Source organism: Wolbachia endosymbiont (group A) of Apotomis capreana (assembly GCF_964027025.1).
In the GTDB taxonomy this organism is placed as follows: Bacteria; Pseudomonadota; Alphaproteobacteria; order Rickettsiales; family Anaplasmataceae; genus Wolbachia; species Wolbachia pipientis.
The window spans coordinates 137,161-156,563 of the sequence record NZ_OZ034721.1; the positions used below are offsets into that span (position 1 = coordinate 137,161).

The window sequence follows — 19,403 nt, forward strand, 5'->3', positions numbered from 1 at the left end:
CAATATTATAAGTATAATCAGTGTGCCGTTACCAAGACTCGAACTTGGGACCTCGTCATTACCAATGACGTACTCTACCACCTGAGCTACAACGGCAAGTTTATATATTATGATAATGAATAACACAAAAAAGAATAAGGAAAAAGAAGAGGAGAAAAAAAGATTAGCGAAAGCTTTAAAGCAAAATATTTTGAAAAGAAAAAAGCAGCAACAGAGTAGACAGAGAACCCTTTCAAAACTCGTTTGTGGTGAGGAATTTTTAGGAGAAAGCACCGCAGAATACTCGAATGTATTTGAGAACGACAAAATTACCATCAGAAACTTAAGTTTTGAAGGAGGTATCATGCCAGAACTACCGGAAGTGGAAGTAATCTCTAATTTTTTGCTTGATAAAATTAAAAACAAGCAAATCAGTAATGTTATAGTGAATAATTGGAATTTACGTGCCCCAATAACAAAAAATATTGATGATATGCTAAAGGGCAAAGTCATACGCAACATCAAGCGTAGAGGTAAGTATACCATCTGGAATACAGATGGTAGTGTGGCTGTAATCATACATCTTGGCATGAGCGGAAAGCTTATATATGCTGACCACGATCAAATGCGGAATAAGCATGATCACGTGGTATTTTTATTTTCTGACAATACTTCAATAATTTTTAATGACCCAAGAAGATTTGGATTAGTTATCGTTTTAAATAAAGAACAAGAAACGGATTTTTTTAGCGATTTTGGAATAGAGCCCCTCACGGATGAATTCAGTGGAGACTATTTACAGGAGTTGCTGAAAAACAAAAAAGTGAATATCAAATCAGCGTTAATGGACAATAAATCAATAGTTGGCGTAGGCAACATATATGCTTCTGAGAGCTTGTTTAGAGCCTGTATATCACCACTCAGGTCAGCAAAAAACTTGACCTATAGAGAGTGCGAAAAACTTGCTGCTGAAATAAAAAATACTCTGAGTGATGCAATTGCTGCAGGCGGTTCAACACTGAAAGATTATGCACAGCCATCTGGATCTGCTGGATACTTTCAAAATAACTTTTACGTATATGGTAAAGTTCAAAAACCTTGCAAGATTTGCAATAATATCATAACACTTATACGACAAAATGGCCGTAGCACTTATTTTTGCAACGCGTGCCAGAATTAAGATTTTATTTTTTGATATGATATTTTCACTTGAAAAAGATCCATTTGATTTGTTTTCAAAGTGGTACAAAGCAGTACTTAATTCTCCGTGTGAACAACCAACTGCAATGACGCTAGCAACTTGTAGCAAAGACTGTATTCCATCTGCAAGAGTGGTATTACTAAAGGAATATAGCAAAGAAGGTTTTGTGTTTTTCACTAACGTAAACAGTAAAAAAGGGAAAGAATTGACTGAGAACCCCAAAGCTGCGTTAGTGTTTCATTGGATAGAATTTGCTAGGCAAGTGCGAATTGAAGGAGAGGTTAAACTTCTAAACGATGAAAGAACTGACAAATACTTCTCTTCTCGAGCGCTGGGTAGTCAAATTAGCGCATGGTGCTCAAAACAATCGAGCATTCTGAAAGATTGGCAAGATTTTGAGCAAGCTATAAAATTGAAGGAAAAAGAATTTCACAATACACAAGTTTCTCGTCCTGATTTTTGGGTGGGATTTTGCGTAATCCCAAAAGTAATTGAATTTTGGCAAGAAGGTGAATATAGGAAGCATATTAGATTTAGATACACTCTTGTTGAGGGAAGCGATTGGAAAGTGGAACAACTATATCCTTAAAAATGGTTGCGGGAGTAGGATTTGAACCTACGACCTTCAGGTTATGAGCCTGACGAGCTACCGAGCTGCTCCATCCCGCGTCGTTGCTTATTTAGTTATTATATATACAAATAATGAAAAAAGAAAAATAAAATTTCACCACATGCAAATATCGACACACTTATTAACTTTTCTTGACATAATAGTTAGTTATATACGTAACAATCTGCGCAATGAACAATATAACTTGATACTGTGGTTTCCTGTTTTTCAGTGTGTAGGAATTCTAACCTATTTTTCCCTAAGTTTTGAACCAAGCTGCATATCTATTTTTCTTTTGCTTTTACCCACACTAATTTTGATTGCAATATTGTATAAAAGGTACGCGATATTGTGTATCGCTTTAATTGCAGTGCTCATAGGATTTACAGCTAGTAAATTAAGAACAGCTTTAGTTGATACTCAAATTCTTGATAAAGAGAGATATGTAAAAGATATCGTTGCCACAGTGAAGGATATTAACGACAGGGGCTCATATAAACAATTTCTGCTTTCTGTTGAAAAATCCCCTACTATCTCAAAATCCTCTCCTGTCATCCCAGCGCCCCCTTTTGTCATCCCAGTACTTGATACTGGGATCCAGAAAAAAAAAGATATGGATTCCAGCGTCACGCGCTGGAATGACACCGGATAGAGCTCTAGATAACATCAGAATATCAGTTAGAACCAAAGTGGAAAAAGGCATTAAAATAGGCGATCAAGTAAAATTATCAGCAAAACTCTTCCCTCTAAAGATTGCGCCCTCGGAGTATGCATACGATTTTGCAAGAATAGCATATTACCAGAAAATAAGTGCAACAGGCTTTGCAACAAGCAAAATAGCCCTGCACAAAAAGGCTGAAGCAAGGAAATTTCAAGAATATATAGAATCTTTCCGTCAATACATTTATGAAAACCTGCAGCAAAATATCAAGAAACCACATGCGGATATAATCTCTGCATTACTGATCGGTAAAAAAGATGGCATAGATCAAAAAACTATGGACGCGATACGAGATTCAGGTATAGCACATTTGTTTGCCATATCTGGTTTGCATTTATCATTCGTTGCTGGTCTGTTTTTTGTAGTGTTTCGTAATTTATTCGCAATATCTGAAACTTTGACTCTTAAGTATAACACCAAGAAAATATCTGCATTCCTTACTATCTTGCCAACCACGTTTTATTTGTTGATTACCGGTATGCAAATTTCTGCTCAGCGTGCCTACATCATGGTGATTTTAGTACTCGTTGCAATAATGATAGAGAGAAAATATCGAGGGTTAATAGCAATTGCGTTTGCTGCTGCAGTGATACTTATCATAGAACCTGAAGCAATTTTAAAGCCAGGCTTTCAGATGTCATTTTCTGCTGTTTTGGCACTGGTTGCCAGTTATCAAATTAATGCTAATAAATTATTCAAAATAAAAATAATGAAATATTTTGTGTCGATAATGATCAGCTCAGTAATAGCAAGTTTAGCAACTGTTCCGTATACGATATATAATTTTAATTATTTTTCAATTAGTGGCATTATCACAAATTTAGTTGCTATACCAATAGTTACATTAATTATTATTCCACTTGGAATAATCTATGTTTTGTTGATTCCTTTCGGTATTGAATGGATTATAGCGCCATTTATAGAGCGCCCAATTGACAGTATTTTGTATATAACAAATGCAATCGCTAGTCTTCAGTATTTGGTTATTCCCATTCGTACTTTTCCTGCCTCATCAATTATTATAATAACATTTGGGTTATTGTGGCTGTGCTTGTGGGAAAGAAATTGGCGCTTCTTCGGAATTTTCTTTATTGTGCTGGGTATTTTCTCTAGTGCTATGTATAGAACTCCTGATATCTTGATAAATGCTGATAATGTTGCTGCAAAGGAGAGTGATAACTTACTATATTCTCTCACTAGAAAAAGCAGAAATTTTGTTATCAAAACGTGGGCAAAGCAAAACGGACAGAACCAAATTTTGAATCATACAAAATATAACAATTCAAATAAAAGGCTACAGTGTGAAGATTATGATTGTATATATAATAAAGGAAATAATAAATCAGTGCTACTTGCTTATAAAAAAGAAGATATTTCAGAAAATTGTGATAAAGTTGATTTAATAATTCAATTAAGTGAATTCGACTATTCAGCTTGCAACGCTAAAATTATTAAACATGCTGATCTAGAAACGTATGGCACACATTCTGTTTGGTTAACAAATCGTTAAGTAAAGATTAATACAGTGCGCTCCAATAGGCCTTGGCACATGTTGAAAAATTAAGAAACTTGATTTTAAGGTTTGGTTAACGTATACCTAAATAAGTTTAAACTAGAAAAATGTTATGGTTACAGACACTCAAGATCCTTTCAAAGACTATTTTGATTTTTTAGGATTTAGAAAACTTTCTGACCAGCCCAGTAGAATTTTGAGCTCTATAAGAAAGTATTCTGGTACTATATCGATAGCAAGTACCATTGCTACTCTTATAGCATTTACTGCCTTTTCTATTCAGCCTGTTACAGTAAGTATTGCTGGGTTTGCGTTCACGCCAGCACCTCTTGCCTTTATTCCTCTTATAGTTCTCTTATTTACTGCTGTTATAAACTTTATAAATACACAAAAAATAAAAGAGAATGAAATAGATAAAAAAATAGGAAACTATCAAGTTGATGAACAGTACAGCCAGATTGCTCAAGAAGCTAAAAAAATTGAAATTGTAACAAATTTAGATAAAAAGGGGGAAAAGCTTTCAATAGTTTTACCAATTTCTAAGACGCAGAGAGAAATACTAGAAGATATAGAAGCAGAAAATAGAAATAGGATTCTCTTGTTTACTGGATCATATGTATTTGGTACTATTATAGTAGTTTCAGCAATATCACAATCCATTAATGCTCCAATAATATTAATAGCTTTATTAGTCGCTATTCTTTTATGCATCATATCAACACTTAGCAATCTAATAAGTAATAGCGTGGATCATGAAAATCATACTATTAGAAAACACAGTTCTTTAGGTCTTCTATTTCCATACTGGTCTGGAAAGGGCATGGTTGTATCAGTAGTAGAAAATAAGCTTGGTAAAAGGGAAAATGAACTAATATCTCTAATGAAAAAACTACTTAGTCCGCTTTGCAACTCATTTGACAGTAACCTTAAAAAAGCTTGCGATTTACTTGATAATAGTCTTTTAAAGCCTGCAAATATTAACATTAAAGAAACGCTTGATCACCTAAAAAAAATCAGAGAAGACATCAAAAAAGATTTAGATTGGCTACATGCAGAAATTTCAGAAGTTTTAAATAACACTAAAGAATTGACAAAAAAAGCACATTCACTAGATATTGAAGGTACTTTTTCTAGGTTAGAGAATGCTATTAAAATTGCTGAAGATAAAATTGAACGATTTGAACCAAGCCGCCTTTTAGGCTGGCTTCGATCAACTACGCAGTCTAATGATAACGAGTTCCTTATCATGCTAAAAAAGTTAAAAGAGGATACAGAAGAGGAAAAAACGGAATTGAAGGAGCAATTAAACGTAGTAAGGAATGAATTAGAAGAAATAAAAAAGAAGCAAGCTCAACCAAGTACGCCTGATTTAGAAGCTAACAATGGAAATAATACTAATAAATTATTAGTATTAGAAAATAAAGTCAAAGAACTACGTGACACAGTTAGAAAGTTAGAGCTGGAAGCAGAACAAAATAAGCTGCAGCAAAAGAAGGAAAAGTTAGAGCAAAAAAAATCTGAACAAGAAAAAACAGATGAATGGAAAGAAAAAATCAACGGCAAACCAAGTGACTTTCTATATTATTTATTAGAATCTATTAAGCTGGAAGAAAAAGATAATAAAGAAAAAAAGGTTGAGGCAACATTACGGGATTTTGATAACAAAATAATAATTCACTGGAAAGATGGCTCTCAAACAATTTGCCATATTAAAAAACAAGGTGATCTTCCTAGTACAAAAGTTGATTTTGTAGATCAAAATATTCAAGCAGCATTTGCAGTAGCTCGCGCGGGGTAGTTGTTATAGACCACTTAGAAGTAACCTTAAGTGTTAATAATGATAAAGAGAAATTAAGGTTAGACACCTATATAGCTGAAAAATGCAACATATCATGCAGCAAAGCGCAAAGATTGATACAAAATGAGCAGGTGAAATTACTTGGCACACCGATAATTAATAATGACTACATAGTAAAACCAGATGAAGAGTATGTGGTGCATCTCGTTCAACCTGACATATCCACATCAATTGAGCCTAATTATGACATAAAACTTGATATCGTCTATGAAGATGAGGACATTATAGTTCTGAGTAAACAAAGTGGATTAACAGTGCACCCAGGTGCTGGGACAAACAATGATACGCTTTTGAACGCAGTTATCGCTCACCTTGATGTAAGACCAGGAATTGTTCATAGACTCGATAAAGATACTAGTGGGCTAATGGTAATTGCAAAAAATGAAGCAGCCCATAGTTTTTTGTCTGAATTGTTATCGAATCGCAAAATAAAGCGGGAATACTTAGCAGTAGTTTGGGGAACATTATCTTCTCAGCAAGGCACGATAAAAACTAACATTGCTCCCAAACGCGGTAATAAAGAAATGATGTGTGTAACAAAAATCACAGGCAAATTAGCAATCACTCACTATTTAGTGCAAAAAGTTATAGGACAAGTAAGCCTCGTTAAATGCACTTTAGAGACAGGCAGAACACACCAAATTCGAGTCCACATGAGCCACATAGGACATTCCATAGTTGGTGATCAAGTTTATGGAAAAATAGTAGTAAAAGCACAAAATATGCTAAAAACTCTAGTTTCATTCGTAATTTCAATAGACAAGCACTACATGCTTATACACTGGGCTTATACCACCCAAAAAGTAAGGAATACATGGAATTTGTCTCTGATTTACCGCAAGATATAAAAACTTTAATTGGTGAGTTTGAAAATATACCTAAGAAAGGGTATCCGTTCAGCAGAGTAGCAAAGTAGGTAGATAAGATAAACCAAAAAATCAAGAAAAAGTGAGTTTACAACAAATGGGTGTCATGCAAGTAGCTGACACTGGTTCACTTTATGATGGTGTCATCCCAGTGCTTCCTTTCTTGTCATCCCAGTCTGGGATCCAGATTGGGCACTAAGTTGGTAAACACGAAAGCGCTTTACAACGTTTTTGATGGAACTGCGCGAAAGAACTGGATGCCAGTGTCAGCTACTTGCATGACACCCATTTGTTCCTATAGTTTCTTTTTCACTTCCACTATTTGTAAACCAAATGTTAGCCAGTTCATCTTTAAGTAACTCCAAATCCGCATCTGGCGTAATCACTTATATATTCCTTTCACTACTTCTTGATGCTGCGGACAACTAAGTAAAATTTTGAAATCTTCTTTATCTGGATGTGCTCCCCAATCTCCACAAACTTTCAACACTCCTCTATCGAAGTCAGTTAATTCTGAAACGGTGGCTGGTTGTGAACTGAAAAATGGTTCAAAATTGACTTCAACATTTTCTTCTACATAGCCGGTGTGAAAATAATGATCCTTAATATAAAAAATAAATCCTATTATTGGTATTATTAAACACAAAATTAGTTTAACTGTCTTCGACATAATCACGTTCACAAAAAAGCTAGCCTATAAGAAATAATTTAAAAAAGTTTTAATCTAATCGTTTTTGCAGAGCAGCAACTCCCGGCATTTCATCGCCACTTAACCAATCTAAAAATGCTCCTCCACCAGTGGAAACATATGTAAAATCCTTATCGGTAAGGCCTGCAGCGCTTATTGCAGATAGACTATCGCCTCCCCCTATTATGCTGGTTAACTTTCCTTTGTGCGTTAAGTCACTTACGATTTTCATTACCCCTATTGTACCGCTTGCAAAAGCTGAATGTTCAAAAACACCAATAGGTCCATTCCACAGCAGAGTCTTACTGCTTGCTATTATACTGCTTATTGTACTCAAAGTTTGTGATCCGATATCCAAAATTATATCACCGTCCAAAATGGACTCAGTTTTTCTTGAAATACTAGTGCTGTAATCAGAGTTTACTGCAACCAGAACGTCTTCTGGCACAACTATTTTGCAATTGTTTTTATTTGCTGTTTCAAGAATATTATGCAGAAGGTCGTCAACACCATTTTGAAAGAAAGATTTCCCTATATTTACTTTGCTAAATGACAAAAAATTATTGGCTATTGCACCACCTAGAACTAGGTAATCAACCTTTTCTGTTAGCTTTATAAGCATTTTTATCTTAGTTGATATTTTAGCTCCCCCAACTATCGCAGTAATAGGTTTAGCTTTAAACGATACAGCTTTTTCAAGATACTTTAGCTCATCTTGCAAGCAAAACCCTGCATAAGAGGGTAAAAATTCTGTAATGCGTGAAATAGAAGCGTGAGCTCTGTGAGAGCAAGAAAATGCATCATTTACATATATATCCGCTAGAGATGCTAGTTGTTTGGCAAAATTTGAGTCACTTTGCTCTTCCTCTTTATAAAATCTTAGATTCTCTAGTAATATTATATCTCCTGCATCCATAACACTTACTGCTCTTTGTACTTTTTCACCAACGCAATCGTCAATGAATTTCACTTTTTTATTTAGTAACTGCGATAAAGTGTCAATTACATTTTTTAGCGACAGATTATTGTCTCTGGCCTTTGGGCGTCCAAAATGTGATATAATAATAATCTTTGCACTCGCATTCACTAAATACTGAATAGTAGGCAATGCTCTCAAAATACGAGTGACATCACGAATTTCTCCATCTTTTATAGGAACATTGAAGTCAACTCTAAGTAAGACGGCTTTATTGTGAAGATCACAATTTTCTATACTAGGTATGTTCATTACAAAATTGAAGCTATAAAGTCACTATACAGCAGTTTGATCTAAAGTAAAGTTTTAAGCTTACGAACGTTTAAGGAAATTTGCATGCCAAACGCTTGACACTGGAACTTTATCGTCATGCCACCACGAACCGTCATACCGCGATTCATTCGCGGTATCTCTAGATCCCGCTAACACGTAGCGGGATGACGATTGTCAGGGTGTCATCCCAGCACCCCTATGATGTCATTTAAGTAGCTGACACTGGTTCCTTTATGATGGCAGTGCCCCTATGGTGTCATTCCAGTGCTTGACACTGGAATCCAGCCTTTCCATAATCATCAAAACATTGTATTTTAACGTAAAACAGCTATTTTTATGCTCACCAACTTAATAAAATTCCTGGATTCCAGCGTCACGCGCTGGAATGACATCACAGGAGCACTGGAATGACACCATTTGTTGTGTTTAACAAAGTTCGTACTTAGCTTCATGTTAGCTATAAATATTAAGAAATTTACCAAACGAAAAAAAAGGCAAAAGAAGCCCCGTGGTTATTATCCGCTTTAAAATATTGGCGTTTTTTATGTTTTAAACGCTTGACAAGCGAAATTCAGCTGCTTTTAATTGCAACTAACTTACGCTGCAAATGTTTAAGAAATTTACTAAGCAGAAAAAAAGACAAAGAATCCCCGAGTTAGCTAGTCTTTTACTATCTCTGTCGAGTATTGGCATTTTTTGATGTCTTGTAACGCTTTATAAGCGCGTTCAGCTTATTTAGATAAAAATCTAGATGTAGATGAAGTTTTGTAAAGACATACAGTATCTATATACTGCAAAAAATTGAACATAAGACGCCGATACATTAAGTAATCCTTACCTTTTAATCTGCAGATTGGCGAAAGCAAATACAATAGCTTCACTATCATGATAAGTGGGCTGGCGGAGTTTGTCAAGGAAGTTTTTCATTTCTATGTTCTGAATGACAGGATTGCTCTTGAATTTACATTGTCGGTAAATCTAAATTGCTTTAATAATTTTGATTGAAAAATAGTTTTTCTATTATATAAATGCTACTTTAGGGTAATCAAAATGGAAGACGATAAATATAGCCTAGGTTTAAGGGTTATCCATTGGTTGATGGCTGTTTTTATTATCGGTATGCTTTGTTCTGGACTTTATATGAAAAGCCTGCCACTTAGCAATGAAATTAAGTTCAACATATACGCTATTCATAAGGCTTGCGGTATCACTATTCTTGGATTAATCATAGTACGCATATTTTTTCGCGTCTTTACTTATGTTCCACCACTTCCAGCAAATTTTTCTCGGTTTGTAATCAATATAAGTAAAGCAGTACACTTTGGTTTATATTCTTTGATGGTGCTAATGCCACTATCTGGCTATGTCATGTCTTCTGCTTCTGGCAAACAGATCAAATATTTTTTTCATATCCCTTTGTTGATTAATCAAAACAAAGACCTAGCTAACACGGCTAACGAGCTACATTCGATGCTTGCATATTTTATGGTACTCTTTATAATCTTACATATACTTGGCGCTTTGAAGCACACATTTATAGATAAACAAAACATTTTTAAACGCATGATATAGGTTATATGTTAAGTAGCCTCTGGAAAAAAGGAACAGATTTTCTTGGCAGTGAGTTTGCTATAATGGGTGGTGCTATGAGCTGGGTTTCAGAGAGAAACTTGGTCTCAGCAATCTCAAACGCTGGTGGTTTTGGTGTGATTGCATGTGGTGCAATGTTCCCAGACTTACTGGAAAAAGAAATCATAGAGACACAAAAATTAACTAACAAGCCATTTGGTGTAAACCTAATTACTATGCACCCAAAGTTGAGTGAGTTGATAGATGTGTGTATTGAAACGAAAGTGAGCCATATAGTGCTTGCCGGTGGACTGCCAACAAAGCCTAATATAGAAAAAATCAAGGGTGCAGGCATTAAAGTTATGTGCTTTGCACCAGCATTAAGCCTTGCGAAAAGGTTAGTGAAAATGGGAGTAGATGCGTTAATAATAGAAGGAATGGAAGCAGGTGGACATATAGGTCCAGTGAGCACTTCTGTTCTTGCACAAGAGATATTGCCTCATTTTAAAAATGAACAAATACCAGTGTTTGTTGCAGGTGGAATAGGCAGAGGCGAAGTGATAGTTAATTACTTAGAAATGGGAGCAAGTGGCTGTCAAATAGGCACATTATTTGTCTGCACTAATGAGTCAATTGCCCACAAAAATTTTAAGGAAGTGTTTATTAAATCGGCCGCACGTAATGCAATACCTTCTGTACAGATAAGTGCTGATTTTCCTGTAATTCCAGTAAGAGCTATAGCCAACAAAGCAAGCGATGATTTCATGAAGCGTCAAAAAGAAGTTATTGATGAATACCAAAAGGGACAGATCTCAAAAGAAGATGGGCAGCTTGAAATAGAAAAGTTCTGGGCTGGAGCTTTAAGAAGAGCAGTGATTGAAGGAGATGTTGAAACGGGATCTTTAATGGCCGGTCAAAGTGTTGGCATGGTTGATAGGGAAAAGCCTGTAAAAGAAGTAGTGGATATGTTAGTTCAACAAGCAAACAATTATATTGAGAGCAAATCTGTAGAAGTAGAAAACCCAGAAAGCAAATAGTTAAGCGACCTCACAATAAGCAAGTTGCCATTAATTATCCATAATATGGCATAATTATCCAATTTTAATGTAAAATTAACGCTAAAGAGGTATCTATACATTTTATTTGTATGGAGGAGTCTATGCCAGGTACTTTAAAAAAACCTCAGAATAATAAAGAAGTTATTAACCAACAATTGCACGACACTATATACAAAAAGGTAACAAAAAAAACACATAATCATGAAAGCCCAAAAAAAAATGGAGATGGAACTATCAAAAAATGCATAGAGTTGTTCAAGGAAGGAGCTAGTCCTGAGGTATTAACTGAATTAGAAAAATCGCTGAGAGAACAATTAGAAAAATCACCAGAAAAACAAGAGGAATATCAAAAACATTATAAGTATTATATCGAAAACTTTCTTCCTGCATTGAAAGATGAAGTAATAAAATCAGAAGAACTAGCTGTACCTACAGTATTTAACAATGAAAGAGAACAATCACAAAGACCACAAACAAAAAGAGGAAAAATAGTAAAAACAATTTTGGATATTACTAACAGGAGCAGCAGTGTAAGCTCAATACCAAATGCTGTTGAAGAAAATATTGAAGATCAAATGCAGCTAGGACATATTGAAGAGCAAAACAACACACAAGAAACACCCTTGAATGTAGCTGAGAAAAAAAGTGGTGATACTAAAATACTTGGCCAATTAGATATTCCGAAAGAGGTATCTAGAAAATATAGTAAAGTTATGGAGCAATTAAAGAAGAATATAAAAACTCCTAAGCTTGGTAACGGTAGTGGTTCAGATAGTGGAATAAACTCACCTGGACTGAGTGAAAAAAACTCGATATCACCAATAAATAGTAGAAAAAACAGTTTAACATCAATAGCAAGCACTTCATCTGAGGAAAGTTTAAACTCAACATTGAGCTCTGTTGAAGAAGATAATGGCTTACAACCAGAGGGTGGAGAAAAAACTGAGTTATTAGAATCAAATTTGGAATCCCCAAAAGAAAACGAGACTCAAGTGCAGCCAGAGCAGACTGTAAAAAAAGAGCCAAAAATGCAAGAAAATGAAAACTCAGATGGTCAAGCAAATCCAGATCAAGTTAAGAAAGATATCCTACTTAAAAACCAACCCAATAACAGAAATCTTCACGTTGCACTTGTAGCAGGTTGTGCTCTCTCCACAATAGGGTGCATTGTTGCAGGAGCAATGACATCAGGATTGATAGGAGCAGGACTACTTGCTATGGTTGCAGTGCTTGCTATAGCAGCAGTAGCTGAATTGCATTCAAACTTCCTATCAAGTAAATTAACATCCATTAATGTGAGTCCTCTTGTTGATGATAAGAGCTTACAGCATGTTCGCAGCGGTAAAAATTAAATATGTGTTACTTGTAGTGGATAAGTGAATTCAGTTCTTGCCTATTGATATAAAAGTTGTTATATTTGAGGAATGTTTAAAAGGTGTTTAGTTGATGCGCATTCAATTGAATAAAGTTTTGGTTTTTATAGCCTTATTAAGTTTCATTTTTGCATCATATTCTAGCGAAGCAAGTTCGGCGAGTGATGAATTAAAGGGTATACAAGAAACGGTAAAAAATTTTATTTCTTCATTTTCAGTTAAAGATACTGTAGAAAATATGAGTCCTTCAACAATCATAGGGTTGTGTATAGCTGCAGTGATACTTGCAGTAGTGTTCAGAGGTCTAATCTTTTTTATGATAATGTTTGGTGTACTGGTCCTGATGTTCGGTAGTACAGAAAAGGCAACAGACTACTTAAAAGAAAAATTTAACTTTGCAAAAGATATAAAATTACAATCCGATAGCGAAAAAAAAGATAAAAATTAAGATAGTATTTTTATCTTTTTTAATTATCTTTATTGAATACGCATATGCAGTTAAAAGTACCAACAGTTAACTCTAAGCTTAAAAAAAAGAACAACTTAGCATTACTAGAAAGCATTGATTTAGATTTTGTTCCTTATGCTTGTCATTACGATGAAGAAACCATACTCACAAAACAGGGAGAATTGTTAAAAATAATCAAGTTAGAAGATTATTCTTCTGTTGATAACTACAGCGACCTCAGAACTGAAATTAGAAAAAGCATATCAAAAAATATTAATAGCCTGTATTTTACCGTTTGGATTCATACCGTTAGAAAGCGCAATAAACTGAGCTTGAAATGGAATAAAACTAAAGACTTCTCTGACAACCTACATTCAACGTGGTTTAATAAACTAACTGATAGTAAATTACAGTATATAAATGAACTATACATTGTAATATTGTTTAGCGATTTTGGCAAGCATACTAATAATTCGTTTTTTTTCAATAGAATAAAGAATAAGCATAAGTTGTCTTTACAAGAAAGCCATCAGGAGTTGCAAAAGATAACTGACTTAATTCAAAATGATTTAGAACCTTTTGGAGCTAAAAAACTGGGTCTAAGGTTTAGTGAAGGTAAAATATATTCTGAAATGATAGAATTTCTCCACTATATTGTTACATTAACGCACAAAGATTATCCAATACATGAAAGGGACCTGTCGCAATATATTAGAAATTTTAAAATAGCTTTTGGTTTCAATACGTTTCAAACAATATTTGAAAATCAACAGAAATTTGGCTCTATTTTCAGCATAAAAGAATACCGGGAAATCTCTTTAGGTAATATAGATAGATGCTTGCAGCTTGAATCTGAATTTATCATTACAGAAATAATGATATTTACTAGTAATAATAAAGCAATAAAAGAATTTAAAAAACAAATCAACATGCTGCAAATTAGTGAGGATAATACCTTACTTAAAAGCTCAGGAATTGAAGAAATAATAGAGCTTGAAAGGACCTCTAGTATAGACTTCTGCCAACAGAAAATTATTTTTACAATATTTGCAGATGATAGGAATAAGTTAGCTGAAAGTATTAGTGATTTATCTTCTATAATGTCATTAGTTGGCTTCATGATGTTTAGAACTGATTTACATATGGAAAGTCATTTTTGGGCACAACTTCCAGGCAATTTTGCTTTTATTACGCAACCGAAAAATATCTTAACAAAATACGCTTGCAGCTTTGCTATGCTGCACGATTTTACGTCAGGTACATTAAAAGGAAGAAGGTGGAAAGAAGCGGTAATGATTTTTTTCTCAAAAAAAGGAAATCCTTACTTCTTTAATTTTCATGGAAAAAGAAATAATGGCCATACTACGATACTCGGAGCTCCAAATTCAGGCAGAACTTCACTCATTAATTTTCTATTATCAGAATCAAGAAAGTTTAACCCAAGAATTGTCATATTGGATAACACTGGAAAATCAATAATTTTTACTAAAGCAGTGAGTGGTAAATATTACATAATCGATCCAAAATATAAGGACAAAAGCCTAAAATTTAATCCACTAAACATTGAAGATAGTGCTTCCAATCGCAATATGTTGGTTGAACTGATCAGAAGAATGGTAGCCGATACGAGCTTGGTGGACGTAGAAGAAAAGATAAGAAAAATTGTGGATTCTATATTTGCTATACCCAAGGAATCACGTTCTATTTCACAAATTTCTGAGGTGCTCTTGCTCCTTGGGGGTAAGATAAGTAGATGGTGTGACGATGGTGACTTTGCTTACTTATTTCAAGATGGTGATGAATCAGATATTGACTGGGAAACAAAAATTATATCTCTCAACACCGCAAACCTTACAAAACAAAAGGAATGTATGTCCGTGATACTTTACTATTTTTTATATTCTTTTGAGGCAAAATGTGATGGCTCGCCTGCAATACTTGTTTTGGATGAAGCATGGGAGATAAGTAATATTTTTCCTACAGAGAAAGAGTTTGATAACTGGATGCAAAGAATGACGGAACTAAATGTTGTAGTAATCCTAAGTACTGAGAATTTAAATCTCGCATTTGCTAGCAAATTTACTCAATATTTAGATAAACATGTTGATACAAGAATCTTGATGCCGAACGTCAATGCAAATAGATTATACATGAAGGCATTTTCTCTATCGAAAGAGGAGCTGAATATAATTCTGCAGACGCCAACACAGGAAGGTTTATTTTTGATAAAACAGTACAAAGGATTAGTAACCTTAAATCTGGATTTGAAGGATATGCAAGAAATACATGTACTTTCAGCTAACAAAGAGACTATAAAGTATATGTATGAGGCAATAAAAGAAAAAGGAGAAGAAGTTAATGAGTGGTTACCGGTATTTTATGAGAAGTGTAAAGCTTAATTTCTTATTGATATTTTTTTTGATACTTGGTCTTTCGTATCAAGGATATGCTGATTGTCCAACATTTGTAGAAAGTAATACTTGGTGGGAAGCAATAGTTGGTGGAGATTGGGTAAAGGAAATTAAGGTGCAAGCAATAAAAGATCAAGGAGTTGATGGTTACTTTAATCCCAAAATTAGAGTATGTGCTTATGATGGACAAAGTTATTGTTATGACTTACAAAGTGGGGAATCCTGCCGCCAGATATATGGAACGCAAGGTACAGGAGCTGGAGTTTCTGCTGCAGCTTTTATTGATTGGGAAGGGGATAAAACAAAAGCTGGAGGAGAAATTGCTCGGGGTCTTAAATGGGAATGGGCAGACGGTGTTACTGATGAGGAAAAAAGAAGATTCGCTAACTCTCCTAAAATATGTGCTTGCAGTCAAAAAGGGGCTTGTATGTCAGGAATTTCTTCATGGGGTTCTAGAGTATTTTCGGGTGAGAATATTTTTCGTCCTGGGGAGATGGAAAAAGTCTGTGATACCTGCTACCAAACGGCAGTAAAATGTGCTCCCGTGCCACTTGCACCTAGCCCCCCTCCATTTTGCGAGCAACTTGCAATGTCACCTCCACAAGTTAGAATTGTTCCTATAACAGATAAAGACAATGATTACTTCGATCCAAGAGTTGGGGTGATAATTAGCGGACTGGAGGAAAGAAAAGAGTTAGGTTTTCCACACGTTGTTTCAAATAATGAGAACATTCCAAATCACTCATATACTGTTACAGATAAGGATACTCACTATTACTTCAAAACCTATAGAAAAAAGGGCCAGCTCTGCGCTGAATACCATGGAACTCAAAGTATAGACAAAAAAAATCCACAGTTCGTCCGCTGTTTCCCGGCACCACCTGCTCCAGAGCCTGAGATAGTGAAGGTAGCAAATGAAAACACGCTAGAAATAAAAATTAAGATGAGCGAGAGCACTTGTACTTATAGAGCACATGGAGTCTACAGCAATGGTGTCTGTACTTTCAATGTTATCACTAATTCTACTAAGAACATCGGCCCTCTATCTTTAAAAGTAGTAAAACCAGCAATAGTAGCAAAAACGACTGACAGTAGTAACACAAAAAGTTACATTGATAATATTATAGAAGGTATATTAGAAAGTAATCCGCAACAATTTAAAGTTCTGAAAGAATATGGCTATGTTCCTGATATTGAAACGGAATGTAAAGAGTTTCAGGGGAATAAGTGCAAATTGAACAACTTAGGACAACCAGAAATAGAAGTAAAGTATAAAGGAAATTCTAACAGTAAAATGCTTTGTCTTTCTGGATGGCAGCCAGAACCAGAGGAGTTTGTTCTTAAAAGAGAAAATAAAATAATACCACTAAAATTAATGGGAACAAGATATACTAAATACAATGCTGTTTACTCCAAGGAATCAAATCAGTTCTATTATCTTCCAAGCAAGGAAAATAAAAGAGCCGATCTCTTAAACAGAGATCAGAGTGAGTTAGATAAAATAATATTCAATAAGCAAGGGTATGTTTTCTTCCCTGACAACAATAAACAGGAAAAGGGGAAATGCAGTTACTGTGTAAAAAGAAATGATGAGATAGACGATACATTTAAATCTAGTAAAGGACTGAAAGTAGTGTACAAATTGACGGATGTAGAGCATAGAGAAAAATGTAATCAAGGTGATGATGGTTGTATCTGCTTTACTGGAACATGCAGCCGTTCAACACGATATGTAGACAAAAAAAACACTCAACCTTTTTATACAAAGATTTCACAAAATACAAATGGCGTTGTCACGCAACCAGAAGCACCAATAAAAGCAAACAGAACGGAGGTCTTTTACGCTGATAAATTGTGTAGGTTCGATTTAGAAGGTCTCAAAAAGAAATTAAAAGAAAAATTAAAAGAGATAATCAAGGAACAGCTGAAAAATAAGAAACCAGATCTTGAAAAAAATAATGAAAAATCCTATGATCATAAAAATAAAGATGTTTATACAGATGACTTATCAATAAAATTTGATCGTATTAAAATAGAAGCGTGGGGAAGTGGTGAAGCAGGTCATATACAAGGTAGTGGCTGTGACAATCAAAAATGCCATTCTACTGAAAGCAGAGTAGGGATGCCAGGAGATTATATTAAAGCTAAACTGAAAATCGATCCTAATTATCCTATAATTAAGGTGCAAGTCACAGAGGGAGGGGGTAACCAGGAAAGTAACCTCTCAGATAAGGACGGGGGACCTGTTTTCATAGAAATGTGCAATTCGCAGAAGCAACATTGCCAGCAACTGATTACTGTTGCAGGTGGAGGTGAGTATAGAACATACGGTGGTAAGGGTTATGAGGAAACAGTAATTCATAAGCAAGATTTAAAGCTAGAGGAGAAAATTGTAAAGGCAGATAAACTGAAGTCTACACAAGACAATCAAATAGCATATATAGAAAATGGTGAAATCAAGTATGAAACAGTAGAGTGTGGAAGTGGTTTGAGAAGCAGTAGATCTGGTGCAGGTGGCTGCATTAATAAAAGCAAAGGAATTTATGGTAAAGGCTCTCCAGGGTATGTGAAGATTAGACCTATTATAAAGGAATTTGACGAAGAAGAAATAAATGCTGCTATTAAAAAAGTAATAGAGGATCTATACGATCTTGAAACTATGACTGATTTTTGGGTAGGGGATCTTAACGTGAATATAAGTGGGATAATTAAAGAGGAAGTCAAAAAAGAATTATCAAGGTAAAAAGATATAGCTCTGGAAATGATGCTCTTGTTTTAATAATTAATTAAAGTAAAGCATGTAGTAAATGGTGTAATTGCTGTATCTTAACAAAAAGGTATAACGAATGTAAGAGGAGGGTGCTTTATGTCTCTAAAGAATAAAATTTCTGAGTTAATAGAACAACAATTTAGCATTAAATACCATGACAATTATTTGGCTTACACTATACATAATTGGGCTGCAAGCGAAATATCTGATTCTATTACTTTTTGCATAATTGGTTGTGGAAATTGCAAGATTGGATATCAAGATGTTGCAAAGTCATTCAACATAACAAAAGAAGAAATTGACCAAGGTAATATTGCAAGCATAGAAAGTAAAATAAAAAGTGAAGCTGAAAAATCAGGTAGCGAGTTTTCTGAGTTGATTTCTAGAGTGGATCAATCGCTAAAAGAGCAGAGTGAAAAGTCTATTGTACAAATTTTAGATTCATCCGCTGAGGAGATGTTAAGGAGTTTCTGTGATAGCCCTGTACAGTCTCCAGAGCCTCAAGAACCCTCTGCTTCATCTGAAGAGCATGCTACAGAAGGCCCAGAAACTAGTGTTAATTCAGATCTTTTGTCAACCTAATCAACCCCATATATATGTTTTTTTTGTACCCATGCTTTGCGTTTTGGGGTGGAAAGAAAGCACCATTCTTCGTTGCATTTTTCTATCTTCATCACAACAAACTTGTCTATTTTCATAGTAATCTTGCTGTCTACACTCTGTTTTTGATATCCATAAGTATCTTCTTTTACAATCGCGTAGCGCTTATCACTAAGAAGATTGCCTTTTATCCATCCGCAGTCTTCATCTATATCGCAGACCTTTTTCCAACTCTCAAACTCTTCTATCACTTTCAGGGGCAGATTTTTGCAAGTGTATATCCATTTTACAGGATAGTGAAACCCTGGCCCCGTTCTCATGTTGATCTTATTTGATTTGGTTGAAACAAAGTTGTTAGCAAACAAGCTATGGCTAAATAATAAAAACAATAGGATAATAGTACTGAACCAAGATCCCAGTGTCACGCACTGGGATAACGTGAGGGATAGTGTAACAGACTTATTCATCATAATTCACGATTAGGTTGAC

At 34.8% G+C, this 19,403-nt stretch carries 16 protein-coding genes, 2 tRNA genes and 1 pseudogene; 13 read left to right on the forward strand and 6 right to left on the reverse strand.

Features of this window, described 5'->3' with window-relative positions; genetic code table 11:
* Positions 1-23: 23 nt before the first annotated feature.
* Positions 24-96: transfer RNA gene (locus AAGD50_RS00700), tRNA-Thr, on the reverse strand.
* A gap of 247 nt (positions 97-343) precedes the next feature.
* On the opposite strand from AAGD50_RS00700, the gene mutM reads away from it, so the two are divergent.
* Both mutM and pdxH read left to right on the forward strand, forming a co-directional pair.
* Positions 344-1,159 carry a bifunctional DNA-formamidopyrimidine glycosylase/DNA-(apurinic or apyrimidinic site) lyase gene (gene mutM / locus AAGD50_RS00705; RefSeq protein ID WP_015589411.1) on the forward strand — a complete coding sequence of 272 codons (816 nt, stop codon included), beginning with the start codon at positions 344-346 and terminating at the stop codon, positions 1,157-1,159.
* A 16-nt stretch (positions 1,160-1,175) separates the two neighbouring features.
* Entirely contained in the window at positions 1,176-1,769 is a 594-nt protein-coding gene (gene pdxH / locus AAGD50_RS00710; protein WP_022626142.1) for a pyridoxamine 5'-phosphate oxidase, read from the forward strand.
* A 3-nt stretch (positions 1,770-1,772) separates the two neighbouring features.
* Here pdxH and AAGD50_RS00715 read toward each other — a convergent pair.
* Positions 1,773-1,849, reverse strand: a tRNA-Met gene (locus AAGD50_RS00715).
* 62 nt (positions 1,850-1,911) lie between these two features.
* On the opposite strand from AAGD50_RS00715, the gene AAGD50_RS06780 reads away from it, so the two are divergent.
* From AAGD50_RS06780 to AAGD50_RS00730, 4 genes and pseudogenes are all read left to right on the forward strand, one after another.
* Positions 1,912-2,442: a hypothetical protein gene (locus AAGD50_RS06780; RefSeq protein ID WP_410541664.1), complete on the forward strand. Its 531-nt coding sequence runs from the start codon at positions 1,912-1,914 to the stop codon at positions 2,440-2,442.
* Positions 2,429-4,021, forward strand: coding sequence for a ComEC/Rec2 family competence protein (locus AAGD50_RS00720; protein WP_410541665.1), 1,593 nt, complete (start codon positions 2,429-2,431; stop codon positions 4,019-4,021). Before AAGD50_RS06780 ends, AAGD50_RS00720 begins: the two co-directional genes overlap by 14 nt.
* A 115-nt stretch (positions 4,022-4,136) precedes the next feature.
* On the forward strand, positions 4,137-5,822 hold the full coding sequence (locus AAGD50_RS00725; RefSeq protein WP_264723840.1) for a hypothetical protein: 1,686 nt from the start codon (positions 4,137-4,139) through the stop codon (positions 5,820-5,822).
* A 71-nt stretch (positions 5,823-5,893) separates the two neighbouring features.
* A pseudogene (locus AAGD50_RS00730) lies at positions 5,894-6,798 on the forward strand (RluA family pseudouridine synthase).
* A 332-nt stretch (positions 6,799-7,130) separates the two neighbouring features.
* Here the strand turns inward: AAGD50_RS00730 and AAGD50_RS00735 are convergent.
* The 3 genes from AAGD50_RS00735 to AAGD50_RS00745 form a co-directional block, all read right to left on the reverse strand.
* The gene (locus AAGD50_RS00735) at positions 7,131-7,418 is read right to left on the reverse strand and encodes a hypothetical protein (RefSeq protein WP_012673373.1); all 288 of its coding nucleotides are present in this window, start codon (positions 7,416-7,418) and stop codon (positions 7,131-7,133) included.
* A gap of 49 nt (positions 7,419-7,467) precedes the next feature.
* Positions 7,468-8,664 carry a phosphoglycerate kinase gene (locus AAGD50_RS00740; protein WP_264723839.1) on the reverse strand — a complete coding sequence of 399 codons (1,197 nt, stop codon included), beginning with the start codon at positions 8,662-8,664 and terminating at the stop codon, positions 7,468-7,470.
* A 335-nt stretch (positions 8,665-8,999) separates the two neighbouring features.
* Positions 9,000-9,137, reverse strand: coding sequence for a hypothetical protein (locus AAGD50_RS00745; RefSeq protein ID WP_213863637.1), 138 nt, complete (start codon positions 9,135-9,137; stop codon positions 9,000-9,002).
* Between the two features lie 598 nt (positions 9,138-9,735).
* Here AAGD50_RS00745 and AAGD50_RS00750 point away from each other — a divergent pair.
* The 7 genes from AAGD50_RS00750 (at position 9,736) to AAGD50_RS00780 (ending at position 18,896) form a co-directional block, all read left to right on the forward strand.
* Positions 9,736-10,257 carry a cytochrome b gene (locus tag AAGD50_RS00750; protein WP_010082022.1) on the forward strand — a complete coding sequence of 174 codons (522 nt, stop codon included), beginning with the start codon at positions 9,736-9,738 and terminating at the stop codon, positions 10,255-10,257.
* Positions 10,258-10,262: 5 nt separating this feature from the next.
* Complete coding sequence (locus AAGD50_RS00755; RefSeq protein ID WP_264723838.1) at positions 10,263-11,291, forward strand: NAD(P)H-dependent flavin oxidoreductase; 1,029 nt, start codon at positions 10,263-10,265, stop codon at positions 11,289-11,291.
* Positions 11,292-11,413: 122 nt separating this feature from the next.
* On the forward strand, positions 11,414-12,664 hold the full coding sequence (locus AAGD50_RS00760) for a hypothetical protein (RefSeq protein WP_264723837.1): 1,251 nt from the start codon (positions 11,414-11,416) through the stop codon (positions 12,662-12,664).
* Positions 12,665-12,758: 94 nt separating this feature from the next.
* Positions 12,759-13,133 carry a hypothetical protein gene (locus tag AAGD50_RS00765; RefSeq protein WP_022626145.1) on the forward strand — a complete coding sequence of 125 codons (375 nt, stop codon included), beginning with the start codon at positions 12,759-12,761 and terminating at the stop codon, positions 13,131-13,133.
* Positions 13,134-13,177: 44 nt separating this feature from the next.
* Entirely contained in the window at positions 13,178-15,532 is a 2,355-nt protein-coding gene (locus AAGD50_RS00770; protein WP_264723836.1) for a type VI secretion protein, read from the forward strand.
* On the forward strand, positions 15,513-18,287 hold the full coding sequence (locus AAGD50_RS00775) for a hypothetical protein (protein WP_264724272.1): 2,775 nt from the start codon (positions 15,513-15,515) through the stop codon (positions 18,285-18,287). Before AAGD50_RS00770 ends, AAGD50_RS00775 begins: the two co-directional genes overlap by 20 nt.
* 123 nt (positions 18,288-18,410) lie before the next feature.
* On the forward strand, positions 18,411-18,896 hold the full coding sequence (locus AAGD50_RS00780) for a hypothetical protein (RefSeq protein WP_010082090.1): 486 nt from the start codon (positions 18,411-18,413) through the stop codon (positions 18,894-18,896).
* On the opposite strand, the gene AAGD50_RS00785 is transcribed toward AAGD50_RS00780, so the two are convergent.
* Positions 18,893-19,384 carry an SH3 domain-containing protein gene (locus AAGD50_RS00785; RefSeq protein WP_007551030.1) on the reverse strand — a complete coding sequence of 164 codons (492 nt, stop codon included), beginning with the start codon at positions 19,382-19,384 and terminating at the stop codon, positions 18,893-18,895. The two genes, AAGD50_RS00780 and AAGD50_RS00785, sit on opposite strands and share 4 nt — an antisense overlap.
* Positions 19,385-19,403 lie beyond the last annotated feature (19 nt).